Consider the following 14,711-nt stretch of genomic DNA (forward strand, 5'->3'; position numbering starts at 1 on the left):
CGGGTGAGCGGCGAATGGACGCTGGTGTGCCTGGCGTGGAATCTGAAACGCATGGCCGTATTGCGCCCGACATCCGCCCGAAAGGCCTGAAAAGCGAGCGGCAGGGCGCGTTTTCAGGATATTGGGCGTAAAAAGACGTCATTATGCGCCGCTGCGCACCATGGTGGTGCAAAAATCTGCCGGGGGTAAGGCGCGCGACCTTCCCGCTTATGCCTGTCGGATTTACGTCATGGCGTTCCGTGCAAGTATTGGGCTTTAGTGATTCGTGCCACCTCACCCCGCCATAACGCCTCATATCCGCTTCCTGTTCGGCTAGGCGCCCCGTCGAGCCAGCGTTTTGCCTCAGGCTGCCTTCAGATTCCCCCTCGCGGGAGACACCCTTGCCGTCGGCCAGCACTTCCCCTTGCCGGGCGTGCAGGGGACTTTAACCCCCAGGTCATCCTGGAGCACCACCCCCAGGAACAGCGCCAGTCACGGCGCTGCGCGCCATGCCTGGCGCACACGAAAAAACGGGCCGGCATTGGTGAACCGGGCCCGCTAGTGTCGGAGGTATCCTAGTACTGAAGATGCGTTGGCGCTGATGATCTCTGAATCAGATCGCCGTGATCAGGAGAGTGCTGCACATGCTTCGGTAATCTGTCCCATGGCGCGCTCGATGTCCTCACGGGAGAGGCCATAGGCGAGCCGTAGATAGGGCGCGAGGCCGAAAGCGGTGCCCGGTACCACCCCAACCCCGGCCTCGCTGGCTAGATAGGCGGCTAGATCGACATCGCTTTCGAGCGCGTCACCGGCCGGCGTTCGACGGCCCATCAATCCTCGGCAATCGACATAGACATAAAACGCACCTCCTGGTGTGTCACAGTCGAGCCCATCGATTGCCTTGATCGCGGCAACAACCAGATCGCGACGCTCGCGAAGTTCGGTCAGGCGCGGTTCTAGAAAGTCGAGCGAGTTCTCAAGTGCCACGCCGGCGGCGACCTGACACATGCTCGCTGCGCTGGTGGTGCTCTGCGACTGCAGCGTCGTCATCGCCTTGATCAGCCACTCGGGCCCCGCGGCATAACCGATGCGCCAGCCAGTCATGGCATAGAGCTTGGAGACACCGTTGACGGTCAGGATGCGCTCGGCCAGATCGGGCCGGCAGGCGACGGGTGAGATACCCGGCATCTCGTAAGTCAGGTGCTCGTAGATGTCGTCGGCAAGTACCAATATGTTGGGAAAATCGTCGAGCACATCGAGCAGTGCCGAGAGTTCGTCCCGAGAATAGACCGCGCCAGTCGGATTGTTCGGCGAGTTGAGGATCAGCCAGCGCGTGTTGGTGTTGAGCGCCTCCCGAAGCCCCCAAGGCGTCAGCTTGAATCCTTGGTCGCGATCACACTCGACGATCACCGGCGTGGCCCCGGTCAAGCGTACGATGTCCGGATACGACACCCAGTAGGGCGCCGGAATCACGACCTCGTCGTCGGCATCGAGTGTGGCCAGCATGGCATTGAAGATGATCTGCTTGCCGCCGGAAGCGGCGATGATCTGCTCCTTGGCGTAATCGACGCCGCTATCGCGGGAGAGCTTGAAGGCGATGGCGGACTTCAGTTCATCGATGCCGGTGACTTCGGTGTATTTGGTGAAGTCGTTCTCGATCGCCTCGATGCCTGACCGCTTGACGTAATCCGGAGTCGAGAAGTCGAGTTCGCCCTCGCCCAGATTGATCACCTTCCGACCCTGCTCTGCCAGTTCGCGCATCAAGCTGGAAACAGCGGCGGTAGGGGAGGGTTTGACGGCAGACATGCGTGGTGCAAGGTGCGTGGAAGTAACCAAGATGACAACGACTCCTGTTCCTGTGTTTATTTTGTACTTTATAAATCATATCGTACAAAATGGACGATGCCTATGGCGTCAGCACCAACGCTGCGGGTCCGCGGATATTCAATCAACGGCTGGTAGTCCGCCTTCAGAACGTCCGAGGGGCGAGCGGAGAGAGTCATATGCTCACTGATATCCTGTGAACCAGAGCACCAGCCCGATCCGTCTTCGCCAACTTTTGCCTGACCTAGCGCTATGTCCCATTTATAAATTTGCATATTTTTTTGATCTTGCTGATGATCGAATCAGCAGTAGCCGTCCATGCAAAAGGCTGGGCGGTAAGATTGTAATGCTCGGTGTACTGCTTGATACGCCCCACCAGGTCTGGAACGCTCTTGAACCCGCCTTATTCATGAGGGCGGCCTGAAAACGAAGATAGCGGATGGTATTCTCTAGAGAAATCAGTACGTTCCAACAAGAACCTGACTCCAGAGGACCATCCGCCATGGGTGAAAGCCTATCTCCCTGGATTCCGTCCTGCAACGGGTCCATCCGCGTTGAGCTCGACGGCCATCGCACCACCAGCGACAATGCCTGCGCCAGCGATCATGCCTGCTCGACGGTCAGCTCACCGAAAAGGCCCAGCGCTATGCCGATGAGAGCTCCATGATCCAGCTTGAAATCCCTCGACCGTATGGTCGTGCCGGTTCGATTCCGGCTCCGGGCACCAGTTTCACTCCCTCTGTCTTTTTCACCGGGACTTGCCATTCAGGGCATCAGCCGGCCTGATGGACGCTATAATCCAGCACTCAAACCTCTTACTCTCCGTTTTCGCAAGGCCATGCTGCCATGGACGAGAAGTATCCTCTTGGCCGACTACAAGGCCCGCTGGCCCTCTGCGCACCGGCCAGCGCACTGCGTGAAGGCGACCCACAGGCGACCTGCGAGGCCCTGCGTGCGCTGGGCTACCAGCCGCTGGTGACCGATAATGCCAGCGCCCGCCACCGCTACCTGGCCGGCACGGTGGCACAGCGTGTCGATGATCTCTATCAGGCGTTCAATATCGATGAGGTGGCGGCGGTGTGGTGTTTGCGCGGTGGCTATGGTGCGGCGCAGTTGATCGAGGCGGTCGACTGGTCGCGCCTTCCCGAGGCACCGCTGCTGGGCTACTCCGATATCAGCGTGCTGCTCAGCGCCTTTCACCGCCGTGGCCGCGACGCGATTCACGCACCGGTCGCCAGCGAGCTTTTGAAAATCGAACACGCCAGCAATGCCGAGGAGATGCGGCTGCGCCAACAGAGCATGAACGCCATCGCTGACGTATTGAACGGCAGAAGCGGCGAGATGGCGGCACAGTATTTCAGTGGCCCGCAAAAAGTCGTCGAAGGAGAAATGATCGGCGGCAATTTGACCACCCTGGCCAGCCTAGCCGGCACGAGCGCAGCACTGTATGTGCCCGAACGCAGCCTGCTGCTGCTGGAAGACGTCGGCGAGGCGCCCTATCGGCTCGAACGCAGCCTGTGTCAGTTGCTGGGGAGTCTGCCTACCGAGCGTCTCACAGCCGTGTGTCTTGGCAGCTTTATCGGCTGCGGCGAACAGGGCGAAGCGGTTATCGCCGAGGTGGCCGCCGAGTGGCTGGCGCCACGACAGATACCGCTCTATCACCGGCTACCCTTCGGCCATGGCGCACTCAACATGCCATGGCCAGTGGGTCGCTGGGCCCGAGTGGGCGAAGAACGGCTGACGTGGGCACGGCGTCCTGCCGGCCCGTGTGGCGCCCTGCGCTGACGGCTTCAAGAGACTGCGCCGTTGTCAGGGCTGGTTTGCGCTTTGCGGTGCGCCATCAATGCCATACGCAGTTGGCGAAAGTCGTCTTCGCCCAGCGCATCGAACCAGATCGCATGACGCTGACCGTCGAGGCGCAGCTCGACGAGCCACGGCCCCAGCCGATCAAGATGCAGTGTAATCGGCTGCCACTGCCCGTGGCGCCGGCACTCCCAGCGCCCCTCCCCCATACAGCGCAGAGGTGGCGGCAGGCGCTTTCTGTCATGAAAGATGAAAGCTGTCATCAGCGACACTACCGCCAGCCCCCACCAGAGATTCAACCAGCGCATACAGGCCAGCGCGATTGCCACGACCAGCGCTGTCTGCACCAGGGTTGCAGTGCGCGACGCCGAGAAGCTCGCTTCAAAAGCCGGCCGCTGGCTAGAGAGGGCGGACATCGCCGGTATGGGTCTGTTCGGCGAAACGAATGATCTCGAGGACGATCGGCCCGAGCGTGTCGTCGGCGGGAATGTCGCGACGCATCAACCAGCTGAAAAGGTCTTGATCCTCCTGAGCCAGCAATTGGCGATAAGCCTCTTTCATGGGCGCCTCGAGCGCATCGAAGCGGTTCTCGAAAAAGGGCACCAGCATTAGATCCAGCTCCCACATACCGCGCCTGGAATGCCAATAGAGCCGACGACGATTGACATCATCAATGCTCTGGCGGTGATCGATAGCGTTGTCCATGGTGCCCTCCGCAAGGTTGTGCCACGCATGATAACAGGCGCTGCCGTGAAGCGTATGGCAACACATTGCGACCGATATCATAAGCTTTGTTGTAGCGCGTTGTTTTATCTCGAATTGGCCGCTATTCTGGATTCAACAACAAGACCTGATCGCTCTTGCCCGAGGTGGAGAAAGCAGATGACGAAGTCCGAATTGATCGAACAGATTGCCATGCGCCACTCCGAACTCTCTCTCAAGGAGGTCGAGTCGGCAGTACGCCAGATTCTTGACGACATCACCGACACGCTGGCCGATGGGGGGCGCGTCGAGATCCGCGGATTTGGCAGTTTTTCCCTGCACTATCGCGAGCCCCGCACCGGTCGCAACCCCAAGACCGGCGAGTCGGTCAGCCTCAGCGGCAAGCATGTCCCGCATTTCAAGCCGGGCAAGGAGTTGCGCGAGCAGGTCGATGCCAGCCGCGAACAGGGCTATTGACGCGAGATCACTCCCGCCAGCGGGTCCGGCGTCTCTGTCGCTGCCCCTGCGGGCGAGTGATACACTGAATGCCATAAACACGGGATGAAGGATCTGCCATCATGCGCTGGCTCAAGGGTGTCGTAGTCGCTGTACTCACACTGATCATGCTGATACTGGGCATGCTGTTTGCCGTGCGTAATCAGCAGACCGTTCCGCTGGATATCATCTGGGCTCAGCTGCCTCCCGCCTCTCTCTCGCTGTGGCTTTTGACGACCCTGGTAGTCGGTGTGCTGCTGGGCATGATCGCCATGTCAGGGCTTTACCTGCGCCTGCGCACGGCGCTGATGCGTACTCGCCACGACAACCAGCAGCAGCGCAAGGAGCTTGATCGGCTGCGCGTTCAGGAGCTCAAGGAATCCCCCTGAATGCCTGATCCCGGGCTGCTTCTCATTTTAGTGGCAGCCATCGGCATCGGCTGGTGGCTGGGTCGCATGGAGCGCCGGCACTACCGCTACCACGGGCGCCGGCTGCACCGTGCCGATCAGCTCTCGCGCGACTATTTCGTGGGCCTCAACTTTCTGCTCAACGAGCAGCACGACCGCGCCATCGAAACTTTCGTACAGGCGCTTGAAGTCAACGGCGATACCATCGATACCCACATTGCGCTGGGCAATCTTTTCCGCATGCGCGGCGAAGCCGACCGGGCCGTGCGCATCCACCAGAATCTGCTCGCCCGACCGGCGCTCAGCATCGAACAGAGTGAGCAGGTACAGCTGGAACTGGCGCAGGATTTCATGCACCTGGGCGTTCTCGATCGGGCCGAGCGATTGCTGGCATCGCTGAGCGCTGACTGCGAAAACGATCAGACGCGCAATGCTGCGCGCCGGCTGATGGTCGATCTTTTCGAACGCGAAAAGGAGTGGCAGGCGGCGCTCAACGTCGCCCTGCCTCACCTGATTCGCCATCACAGTACGCTACGCAGTGCCGCCGCGCACTGGCTGTGTGAGCTGGCCGAGCAGGATATCGAACAGGGCAGCCCCGGCGGCGCCCGCAAACGCCTCAAACAGGCCATGTCCATCGATGCCGGTTGTGTCAGAGCCAACTGGCTCAATGCCGACATCGAGCACCGCGCCGGCCACTATCGCGCCGAAATCCGCTTTCTGGGTCGCATACGCGAGCAGGACAGTGACATGGTGCCGATTACGCTGGCACCCATCGAACGCGCCTTCGACCTGCTCGAGGATGAACAGGGGTTGATCGACTTTCTTCGCGAGCAGCTGGCGCACGCCCCCTATGTTTCCTTTGTTCTGCTGCTGGCTGAGCGACTGCGCCAGCGTGAGGGGGCTGCCAGCGCCACAGCGCTGGTCAGCGAGCAGCTTCAACGCCACCCCAGCCTGCGCGGCATTGATTACCTGATGGACCTTTACCTGCAGCAGGCCGTCGATGACGAAGTGGCCCATCTGAGTTTGCTCAAGCGCCACACCGAGCAGTTGATGGCGCAACGCTCGCGCTTTCGCTGCAAAAGCTGCGGTTTTCAGGGCGATCGGCTCCACTGGCACTGCCCCAGCTGCCGCCGCTGGGGCACGATCAAGCCAATTACCGGGCTCGAGGGCGAATAACCGCTTCACGCCCCGACGCTACAAGCGAGCTCAGCCGCTACTCGCCTGACAGCTCCTGTTCAATCCGTTCCAGCGCCACCATGGGATCATCGGCACGGGTAATCGGCCGACCGATCACCAGGTGAGTGCTACCCGCCGCCATCGCGCTGGCGGGCGTCATGATGCGACGCTGGTCATCCTGAACAGCGAAGGCGGGACGAATGCCGGGCGTCACGCGCAGGAAATCGTCGCCGCAGTGAGAGGCCACCTCGCTCGCTTCCTGCGCCGAGCAGACCACGCCGTCCATACCGCTGTCAGCGGCCAGCTGCGCCAGCGACAACGCCTGCACTGCCGCCGCAAGCGTCACGCCCACCTCTTCAAGCGCGGCATCGTCCATGCTGGTCAGCACGGTCACCGCGATCAGCCGCGTCGTCAGATTGTGACGCGCCAGCACATCGCGCGCCGCACTCATCATCTGCCGACCGCCAGCGGCATGCACGTTGACCATCCAGACGCCCTGATCGGCAGCCGCATGTACTGCAGCCGCCACCGTGTTGGGAATGTCGTGAAACTTGAGGTCAAGAAATATCTCGAAGCCGCGCTGCTGCAGTGCCGCTACCGCCTGGGGTCCCTCGCGTACAAACAGCTCCTTGCCCACCTTGAGTCGACAGCGCTGTGGATCAAGCTGATCGACCAGCGGCAGTGCCGTCGCAAGGCTTGCGTGGTCGAGAGCAATAATCAGGGGAGTAGACATGGGCGCTCCTGTAGTGAACCGGCGCCATTATAAGGAAATGTGGCATGACATGGTGTGGCAAGAGCGAATCGTGAGAGGCAGGGCGATCTAAAGGCCGCTTCGACATGGCCGATGAGATCAGTGCAGGTTCCGCATATAAATCACAACAGGACGGGAAAAATGAAAAAAATTCTGGCTACAACACTGCTGTTAACCGCCATGTCGCTTGCTTCACCGCTGATGGCAGAAGAGGCGCCGATCAATATCAACACCGCTTCAGCGGCGGAGCTTACCGAGCTGACCGGCATCGGTGAAAGCAGAGCAGCGGACATCGTCGCCGATCGCGAGGCCAACGGTCTCTACGAACAGCTCGACGACCTGACCCGCATCAATGGCATCGGTGAGGCTACCGTCGAATCGCTGCGCGACCAGGCAACCCTCTGACCGCAACCTTACGGCGCCACCAACCGGTGGCGTCGTGGCAAGCCACGCGCCTGCCTTTCACCCGCCCACCCTCGAATCGGCAGACGTATACGTCACCGTGCCGACATGCCATGATTTGTGCCGACTATACTAAGGAAGCGCTGAATAGATCGACGAGCGAGATGAAGCGCAAGGCGCGTGGAACGCAGAAAACGAGACATAACATGAGATCAGGTGAGTTTTCGACCGAGCTGGCGCACCACTACCACGCACCGCAGCGATTCACTCGCGCCGGCATTGACGCAGCGTTTCCCTGAAGCGAATGCGCCTGACGGGCGCTACGCCATGCCTTTACAACAACCGGTACCGTGGAGAAATCATGCCCATTTTGCTGCCCATCGGCTTCTTTTTGTTGCTGGATCTGATTTCGATCTTTGTGCTGGGCCAACTGATTGGCGCCTGGGTGCTGCTGGTGATCGTGATCGCGGCCTTCATCGGCATTAACCTGGTACGCCGTCAGGGGCTGGACGCCTTTCGCAAGGCGCAGGCCAAAATGACCAGCGGCGAGTTCGCCAGTGACGACCTGCGCCGCGGTGCCGCGATCATGCTGGCCGGTGTCCTGCTGTTGATGCCCGGCATACTGACCGACATCCTTGCCATATTCTGCCTGCTGCCCGTCTCCCGCAGCGCCCTGCTGGCACGTTTCGTAAAGGGCAACGAGCACGTTCAGCGCTATCGCCCGGGGCGTCATCAGCGTGGCGAAACCTTCGACCAGACGACTTCGTCGACCCGCGAAGAGAGAAGCGATGGCGAAACCCTGGAAGGCGACTACATCGAACACCGCGACGATCGTCGCCAATAATCTCCCCGCAACCCTCATCCACCCTTCCTGCCACGACATTGCCCACCCCGGATGGCGGGTGTACAACATCGTCGGGAACGATTTTGAACGCCGCGCAGCGGCGGCCCGGAGGGCACCCGCCAGGGATGGCGGGTGTACAACATCGTCGGGAACGATTTTGAACGCCGCGCAGCGGCGGCCCGTAGGGCACCCGCCAGGGATGGCGGGTGTACAACATCGTCGGGAACGATTTTGAACGCCGCGCAGCGGCGGCCCGTAGGGCACCCGCCAGGGATGGCGGGTGTACAACATCGTCAGGAACGATTTTGAACGCCGCGCAGCGGCGGCCCGTAGGGCACCCGCCAGGGATGGCGGGTGTAAAATTTTCCCTCTCCCCCCTTGAAACAGCGCATTGAGCCCGCATTAATTCGCCACGTCGTGATATCGACCCTGACAGGCCGGCACAGCCGGAACCGGGTCCGCCCAATCCGGGTGGCGGGTGCCTCCGGCCCGTTCATGTAACCATTTAGGGAGAACGTGAAAATGAACATTCGTCCTTTGCACGATCGTGTCGTCGTTCGTCGCGTGGAAGAAGAACAAAAGACCGCTGGCGGTATCGTGCTGCCGGGCAATGCGCAGGAAAAACCGACTCGTGGTGAAGTCATCGCCGTCGGCAAGGGCCGTATCCTTGAAAGTGGCGAAACCCGTCCGCTGGATGTGCAGGTCGGCGACAAGGTGATCTTCAAGGAAGGCTTCGGCGTCGAGAAGCAGAAGGTCAACGGTGAAGAAGTGCTGATCATGAGCGAGTCCGACATCCTCGGCGTGCTCGAAGGCTGATATTTCCTCTCATCTTTCTCACTAAAGAAACCGGAATCGAGGTATTACCGTAATGTCCGCCAAGAACATCAGATTCTCCGACGATGCCCGCAAGCGTATGGCGCGAGGCGTCAACACCCTGGCCGACGCCGTCAAGACCACGCTCGGCCCCAAGGGTCGTAACGTCGTGCTCGAGAAGTCCTTCGGCGCCCCGACCGTTACCAAGGACGGTGTTTCGGTCGCCAAGGAGATCGAGCTCAAGGACAAGTTCGAAAACATGGGCGCGCAGATGGTCAAGGAAGTCGCTTCCAAGACGTCCGACGCCGCAGGTGACGGTACCACTACAGCAACCGTGCTGGCTCAGTCCATCGTCAATGAGGGCCTCAAGGGCGTCACTGCGGGTATGAACCCGATGGACCTCAAGCGCGGTATCGACATGGCGATCCAGAAGGCGGTCGAAGAGATCCGCACCATGTCGGTTCCCTGCACCGACTCCAAGGCCATCGCCCAGGTCGGTACCATCTCCGCCAACGGCGATGCCACCATCGGCCAGATCATCGCCGATGCGATGCAGAAGGTCGGCAAGGAAGGCGTCATCACGGTTGATGAAGGTCGTGGTTTCGAGGACGAGCTGGAAGTGGTCGAAGGCATGCAGTTCGATCGCGGCTATCTCTCGCCCTACTTTGTCACCAACCAGGAAACCATGGCGGTCGAGCAGGAAGACCCCTACATCCTGCTGGTCGACAAGAAGATCTCCAACATCCGCGAACTGCTGCCGGTGCTCGAGAGCGTTGCCAAGGCAGGCAAGCCGCTGATGATCATCGCCGAAGACATCGAAGGCGAAGCGCTGGCCACGCTGGTGGTCAACAACATGCGCGGTATCGTCAAGGTCGCAGCCGCCAAGGCGCCCGGCTTCGGTGACCGTCGCAAGGCCATGCTGCAGGATATCGCCATCCTGACCGGCGGTACCGTGATCTCCGAAGAGGTCGGTCTGACGCTTGAGCAGGCGACGCTGGATCATCTGGGCAGCGCACGCCGCGTGACCATGTCGAAAGAGAACACCACCGTCATCGACGGCAACGGTGTTGAAGCCGACATTGAAGCGCGCGTCAGCCAGATCCGCGCTCAGATCGAGGAGACCTCCTCCGACTACGACCGCGAAAAGCTGCAGGAGCGCGTTGCCAAGCTGGCCGGCGGTGTTGCCGTGATCCGCGTGGGTGCCGCGACCGAAGTGGAGATGAAAGAGAAGAAGGCCCGCGTCGAGGACGCCCTTCACTCCACTCGCGCCGCTGTCGAAGAGGGCGTGGTGCCCGGCGGCGGTACGGCACTGGTACGTGCTGCAGCGCGCCTTCACGATATGCGCGGCAACAACGAAGACCAGACCCACGGCATTCAGCTCACCATCCGCGCGCTGGAGTCGCCGCTGCGTCAGATCGTCACCAACGCCGGTGAGGAAGCCTCGGTCATCCTCAACCGTGTGCGTGACGGCGAAGGCAACTTCGGCTACAACGCCCAGACCGGCGAGTACGGCGACCTGTTCGACATGGGCGTGCTCGATCCGGCCAAGGTGGCACGCACCGCGCTGCAGTCGGCAGGCTCCGTGGGCGGTCTGATGATCACCACCGAAGCCATGATCGCCGAAGATCCGGACGAGAAAGAGTCCTCCGGTGGCGGCGACATGGGTGGCATGGGCGGAATGGGAGGCATGGGCGGCATGATGTAAGCCCCCTTCCCGCGTCCACCATGACCTCGCCACAAGGCGAAGGGCTCATGGGATAGACTGAGAGGCCCCGCTACGGCGGGGCCTTTTCACGTTCAAAACAGGCTTCATTACCCAACAACAGGGACCCACGCATGAGAATTACCGTACGCCCAGCCATGCCCGCCGATACCGCCACCATCCTGCGCTTCATTAACGAATTGGCGAGCTTTGAAAAGGCCGCCGATCAGGTGGTTGCCACCGAGGCCCGGCTTGCCAAATCCCTGTTCGGTGACGACGCCGTGGGCCATGCGCTGATCGCCGAGCGCGGCGGCGAAGCTATCGGTCATGCCATCTACTTCTTCAGCTACTCCACCTGGCTGGCCGGTCCTCAGCTGTGGCTGGAGGATCTTTACGTCACTCCGGCGGCGCGCGGCCAGGGCGCGGGACTGGTATTGATGCGCGAGGCTGCCGGCATTGCAGCAAAGCGCGGCTGTCTGAGGATGGACTGGCAAGTACTCGACTGGAACACGGCAGCCATCGATTTCTACCGGGCAATTGGCGCGCAGGAGCGTAGCGAGTGGCTCGACTACCGACTGGAGGGCGAGGCGCTCAAGCGATTCGCTGAAGGCGTACACCGTGACTGAAGCGCATGATGCTCTCGACAACATCCGCATCGTGCTGGTGCAGACCTGGCACCCCGGCAACATCGGCGCCGCCGCCCGCGCGATGCGCACCATGGGGCTGTCCGGACTGACGCTGGTCGCGCCGCGACAGTTCCCCGATGCCGAGGCGACGCGCATGGCAGCCGGCGGTGAAATACTGCTGGAACGGGCCCGAGTGGTCGCAGGGCTCGACGAGGCGGTCGCCGACTGCGGCGCGGTGGTGGGGCTTTCGGCACGGCTGCGCGGGCTGGCACTACCCTGCTTCGAGGAGTCCGACGAGATGGCCCGCGAGCTAATCGCGCTGGCGCGCGAGATGCCGGTGGCGCTGGTGTTCGGCCGCGAACGCTCGGGACTGACCAACGACGAGATCGCCTGCTGCACGCATCAGCTGAGCCTGCCGGCCAACCCGGACTATCCGGTACTCAACCTCGCCCAGGCGGTGCAGGTGTGCGCCCATGAACTGTTTCGCGCTCATCGGCGTCAGCACGATACGACCGCTACCTTGCCGGGCAGCACGAACTCAAAAGCGCTACCGCCCAGCCGTGAACAGATGCAGCATTTTCAACAGGCGCTGGCGGAGGCGCTCGGCGAGGCCGGCTTTCTCAACCAGCCTCACGCCCGCACCCTCGAACGGCTGCAGCACTTCTATCAGCGCGCCGCGCCGAGCCGCAAGGAGCTGTCGCTGCTGACCGGCGCCCTGAAGGCACTGCGCAATGGAAAATCATCCTGAAGCTCAGCCGCTCACCCGCGGCGCGTTACGCGCCATGCCATCGAACAGGTCGAGCATGCGCTCATGCCAGCCGTGCGCCGCGTCGCCCTCCTCGAGTAGCGGCTGCGGGCGTACCACACGCGGCAGCATGAACATGCCGAAGGCGAGGTAGTCGGCGCCGCCCGGACGCTCGCCGTCGATGAAGGGCGCATCTTCCAGCTGAGCGCGCAGCGGCTTGAGCGCCGCGTCGAGCAGTCGCGCCCCCTCCTGCGCGTCCTGAAAATCCTCCAGCCGGCTACCGAGGCGTTGCTCGCGGCTTTCGCGGAAATAGTCGCGGTCCTTCGGATCGATGGCGGCGAACACATCGAGAATGGCGATCTTCATGATGGCTGGCGCCAGCGCACCCTCCGCCCAGTGTTTGATAAAACGGGCGCGACGCTGTGCTTCACCCTCTCCCAAAAGGCTCACAACGGGGTACTTGTCATCCAGCCACGCCATGATATCGAAACTGTCGACGATCACCTCGTCATCCTCGTCGACCAGCACCGGCACCTTCTGCTGGCCGGAAAAGGCGATCGCCTGCTTGTCGGTGAAATGCCAGGCGCGGGTCTCGGCCTCGAGCCCCTTATGGGCCAGCGCCAGACGCACGCGCCAGCAAAAGGGAGAAAAGCGCAGGCGCTGATCCGCCCCGCACAGGTCAAACATGGTGCGTGTCATTGCAGCTCCTGATATCGGTTCGAACGGCACAGGGCAACGACCCTGCCGATGCCACCACTATAGCAGCCGGCCTGCGCTTTCACCGCCCTCTTCAGCGCCGCCCCGACGGTGAAAAATGCCTTGTCGTGCTAGACTTTGCTCCTTTCGTGACCGACCCGTGGGAGCCACCAGCAACATGTCGATCGATGATCTCCATCTCAACCTTCGCAACCTCGAGCCGGAGGATTATCCCAGGCTCAAGGCCCTGATGGACGCTGTGTACAACGACATCGGCGGGGCGTGGGAGAAACACACCATCGATCGCCTGATCGCCGAGTTTCCCGACGGCCAGATCCTGATCGAAGATGACGACCGCATCGTCGGCATCGCGCTTACCGTGCTGGTGGATTACGAAACCTTCTCCAATCCGCACAAGTACGACGACCTGATCGGCAACCGCGAGATCATTCTCAATAACGCCGAGGGCGATGCACTCTACGGTCTGGATGTGCTGATCGATCCGGCCTACCGCGGCTATCGGCTGGGCCGGCGCCTCTACGAGGCGCGCAAGGATCTGTGTCGCTCGATGAATCTGCGCGCCATTCTCGCCGGCGGCCGCATCCCCAACTACTACGAGCACGCCGACGAGCTGTCGCCCACCGAATACATCGAGCAGGTGTCGCGCAAGGAGATCCACGACCCGATTCTCTCCTTTCAGTTGGCCAACGACTTTCTCGTCAAACGCCTTTTGAAGAAGTACCTGCCCGAAGACGAGCGCTCCCAGGGCTATGCCACCCTGCTGGAGTGGAACAACATCCTCTATGAGCCGGTCGAGCGGGTGCTTCACTCGCGCAAGACCCAGGTGCGCGTCGGCGCCGTGCAGTGGCAGATGCGCGAGTTCGCCTCGGTCGAGCAGGTGCTGCAGCAGGTGGAGTTCTACGTCGATGCCATGGCCGACTATCAGAGCGACTTCGCCGTCTTTCCCGAGCTTTTCAATACGCCGCTGATGGCGCTCACCGACCAGTCGGATCAGCGAAAGGCGATCCACTTTCTGGCCGGCTTCACCGAGCGTTTTCGTGCCGAAATCTCGCGCATGGCGGTCTCCTACAACATCAACATCATCGCCGGCTCGATGGTCGAGGAGGATGACGAAGAGCGCCTCTACAACGTCTCTTATCTGTGCCACCGCGACGGCAGCGTCGAGCGTCAGGCCAAGCTGCATATCACCCCCCAGGAGCGGCGCGACTGGATCGTCGAGGGCGGCGACGAACTGCAGGTGTTCGAGACCGACGCCGGGCGGATCGGCATCCTGATCTGCTACGACGTCGAATTTCCCGAACTGCCGCGGCTGCTCGCCGAGCAGGACATGGATATTCTGTTCGTGCCCTTCTGGACCGACACCAAGAACAGCTATCTGCGGGTGCGTCACTGCAGCCAGGCGCGCGCCATCGAGAACGAGTGCTACGTGGTGGCCTGCGGTAGCGTCGGCAACGTGCCGTCGATCGAGAACCTCGACATTCAATACGCCCAGTCATCGGTGTTTTCACCCTCCGACTTCGCCTTCCCCCACGACGCCGTGATGTCGGAGACGACCCCCAACACCGAGATGGTGATGTTCTCCGATCTCGACCTGACCCGGCTGCGGATCGTGCGCAGCGAAGGCTCGGTCACCAATCTCAAGGACCGGCGCAAGGACCTGTTCGATCTGCGCTGGCGCGACTGGTCGTGGAAGTCCGGCGCCTCCAGCCAGGATAGTGTCTGAAA

General features: G+C 61.5%; 16 protein-coding genes. 11 read left to right on the forward strand and 5 right to left on the reverse strand.

Annotation, left to right across the window (positions count from 1 at the left end; genetic code table 11):
- Positions 1–606: 606 nt before the first annotated feature.
- A complete protein-coding gene (locus H146_RS0111295; RefSeq protein ID WP_211213324.1) occupies positions 607–1,710 on the reverse strand; it encodes a pyridoxal phosphate-dependent aminotransferase in 1,104 nt (367 codons plus the stop codon).
- A 939-nt stretch (positions 1,711–2,649) separates the two neighbouring features.
- Here H146_RS0111295 and H146_RS19185 point away from each other — a divergent pair.
- Positions 2,650–3,588 (forward strand): S66 peptidase family protein, encoded by a 939-nt coding sequence (locus tag H146_RS19185; RefSeq protein WP_019951981.1) that lies wholly within the window; start codon positions 2,650–2,652, stop codon positions 3,586–3,588.
- Between the two features lie 5 nt (positions 3,589–3,593).
- Here H146_RS19185 and H146_RS0111305 read toward each other — a convergent pair whose 3' ends face one another.
- Together H146_RS0111305 and H146_RS0111310 are read right to left on the reverse strand one after the other, a co-directional pair.
- Positions 3,594–4,022: a protein YgfX gene (locus H146_RS0111305; RefSeq protein WP_019951982.1), complete on the reverse strand. Its 429-nt coding sequence runs from the start codon at positions 4,020–4,022 to the stop codon at positions 3,594–3,596.
- Positions 4,006–4,311 carry an FAD assembly factor SdhE gene (locus tag H146_RS0111310; protein WP_019951983.1) on the reverse strand — a complete coding sequence of 102 codons (306 nt, stop codon included), beginning with the start codon at positions 4,309–4,311 and terminating at the stop codon, positions 4,006–4,008. The genes H146_RS0111305 and H146_RS0111310 overlap by 17 nt, the downstream gene beginning before the upstream one ends.
- A gap of 177 nt (positions 4,312–4,488) precedes the next feature.
- Here H146_RS0111310 and H146_RS0111315 point away from each other — a divergent pair, with 177 nt between their 5' ends.
- The 3 genes from H146_RS0111315 to lapB all read left to right on the forward strand — a co-directional run bounded on the left by H146_RS0111315 (position 4,489) and on the right by lapB (position 6,386).
- The gene (locus H146_RS0111315) at positions 4,489–4,785 is read left to right on the forward strand and encodes an integration host factor subunit beta (RefSeq protein WP_019951984.1); all 297 of its coding nucleotides are present in this window, start codon (positions 4,489–4,491) and stop codon (positions 4,783–4,785) included.
- Positions 4,786–4,886: 101 nt separating this feature from the next.
- Positions 4,887–5,192 (forward strand): lipopolysaccharide assembly protein LapA domain-containing protein, encoded by a 306-nt coding sequence (locus H146_RS0111320; RefSeq protein WP_019951985.1) that lies wholly within the window; start codon positions 4,887–4,889, stop codon positions 5,190–5,192.
- On the forward strand, positions 5,193–6,386 hold the full coding sequence (lapB, locus tag H146_RS0111325) for a lipopolysaccharide assembly protein LapB (protein WP_019951986.1): 1,194 nt from the start codon (positions 5,193–5,195) through the stop codon (positions 6,384–6,386).
- 37 nt (positions 6,387–6,423) lie between these two features.
- Here lapB and pyrF read toward each other — a convergent pair whose 3' ends face one another.
- Complete coding sequence (gene pyrF / locus H146_RS0111330; RefSeq protein WP_019951987.1) at positions 6,424–7,119, reverse strand: orotidine-5'-phosphate decarboxylase; 696 nt, start codon at positions 7,117–7,119, stop codon at positions 6,424–6,426.
- Positions 7,120–7,278: 159 nt separating this feature from the next.
- Here pyrF and H146_RS0111335 point away from each other — a divergent pair, with 159 nt between their 5' ends.
- The 6 genes from H146_RS0111335 (at position 7,279) to H146_RS0111360 (ending at position 12,272) form a co-directional block, all read left to right on the forward strand.
- Entirely contained in the window at positions 7,279–7,542 is a 264-nt protein-coding gene (locus H146_RS0111335; RefSeq protein WP_019951988.1) for a ComEA family DNA-binding protein, read from the forward strand.
- 358 nt (positions 7,543–7,900) lie between these two features.
- A complete protein-coding gene (locus tag H146_RS19190; protein ID WP_019951989.1) occupies positions 7,901–8,383 on the forward strand; it encodes an FxsA family protein in 483 nt (160 codons plus the stop codon).
- A 522-nt stretch (positions 8,384–8,905) separates the two neighbouring features.
- A complete protein-coding gene (locus tag H146_RS0111345; protein ID WP_019951990.1) occupies positions 8,906–9,199 on the forward strand; it encodes a co-chaperone GroES in 294 nt (97 codons plus the stop codon).
- A 52-nt stretch (positions 9,200–9,251) separates the two neighbouring features.
- Positions 9,252–10,901, forward strand: coding sequence for a chaperonin GroEL (gene groL, locus H146_RS0111350; RefSeq protein WP_019951991.1), 1,650 nt, complete (start codon positions 9,252–9,254; stop codon positions 10,899–10,901).
- 131 nt (positions 10,902–11,032) lie between these two features.
- On the forward strand, positions 11,033–11,524 hold the full coding sequence (locus tag H146_RS0111355) for a GNAT family N-acetyltransferase (RefSeq protein WP_026351928.1): 492 nt from the start codon (positions 11,033–11,035) through the stop codon (positions 11,522–11,524).
- Positions 11,517–12,272, forward strand: coding sequence for an RNA methyltransferase (locus H146_RS0111360; RefSeq protein WP_019951993.1), 756 nt, complete (start codon positions 11,517–11,519; stop codon positions 12,270–12,272). The genes H146_RS0111355 and H146_RS0111360 overlap by 8 nt, the downstream gene beginning before the upstream one ends.
- Positions 12,273–12,275: 3 nt before the next feature.
- On the opposite strand, the gene H146_RS0111365 is transcribed toward H146_RS0111360, so the two are convergent.
- Entirely contained in the window at positions 12,276–12,968 is a 693-nt protein-coding gene (locus H146_RS0111365; protein WP_019951994.1) for a glutathione S-transferase N-terminal domain-containing protein, read from the reverse strand.
- A 175-nt stretch (positions 12,969–13,143) separates the two neighbouring features.
- Here H146_RS0111365 and H146_RS0111370 point away from each other — a divergent pair, with 175 nt between their 5' ends.
- The gene (locus tag H146_RS0111370; protein WP_019951995.1) at positions 13,144–14,709 is read left to right on the forward strand and encodes a carbon-nitrogen hydrolase family protein; all 1,566 of its coding nucleotides are present in this window, start codon (positions 13,144–13,146) and stop codon (positions 14,707–14,709) included.
- Positions 14,710–14,711 lie beyond the last annotated feature (2 nt).

This window comes from Kushneria aurantia DSM 21353, from assembly GCF_000382245.1.
GTDB classification, from domain to species: domain Bacteria; phylum Pseudomonadota; class Gammaproteobacteria; order Pseudomonadales; family Halomonadaceae; genus Kushneria; species Kushneria aurantia.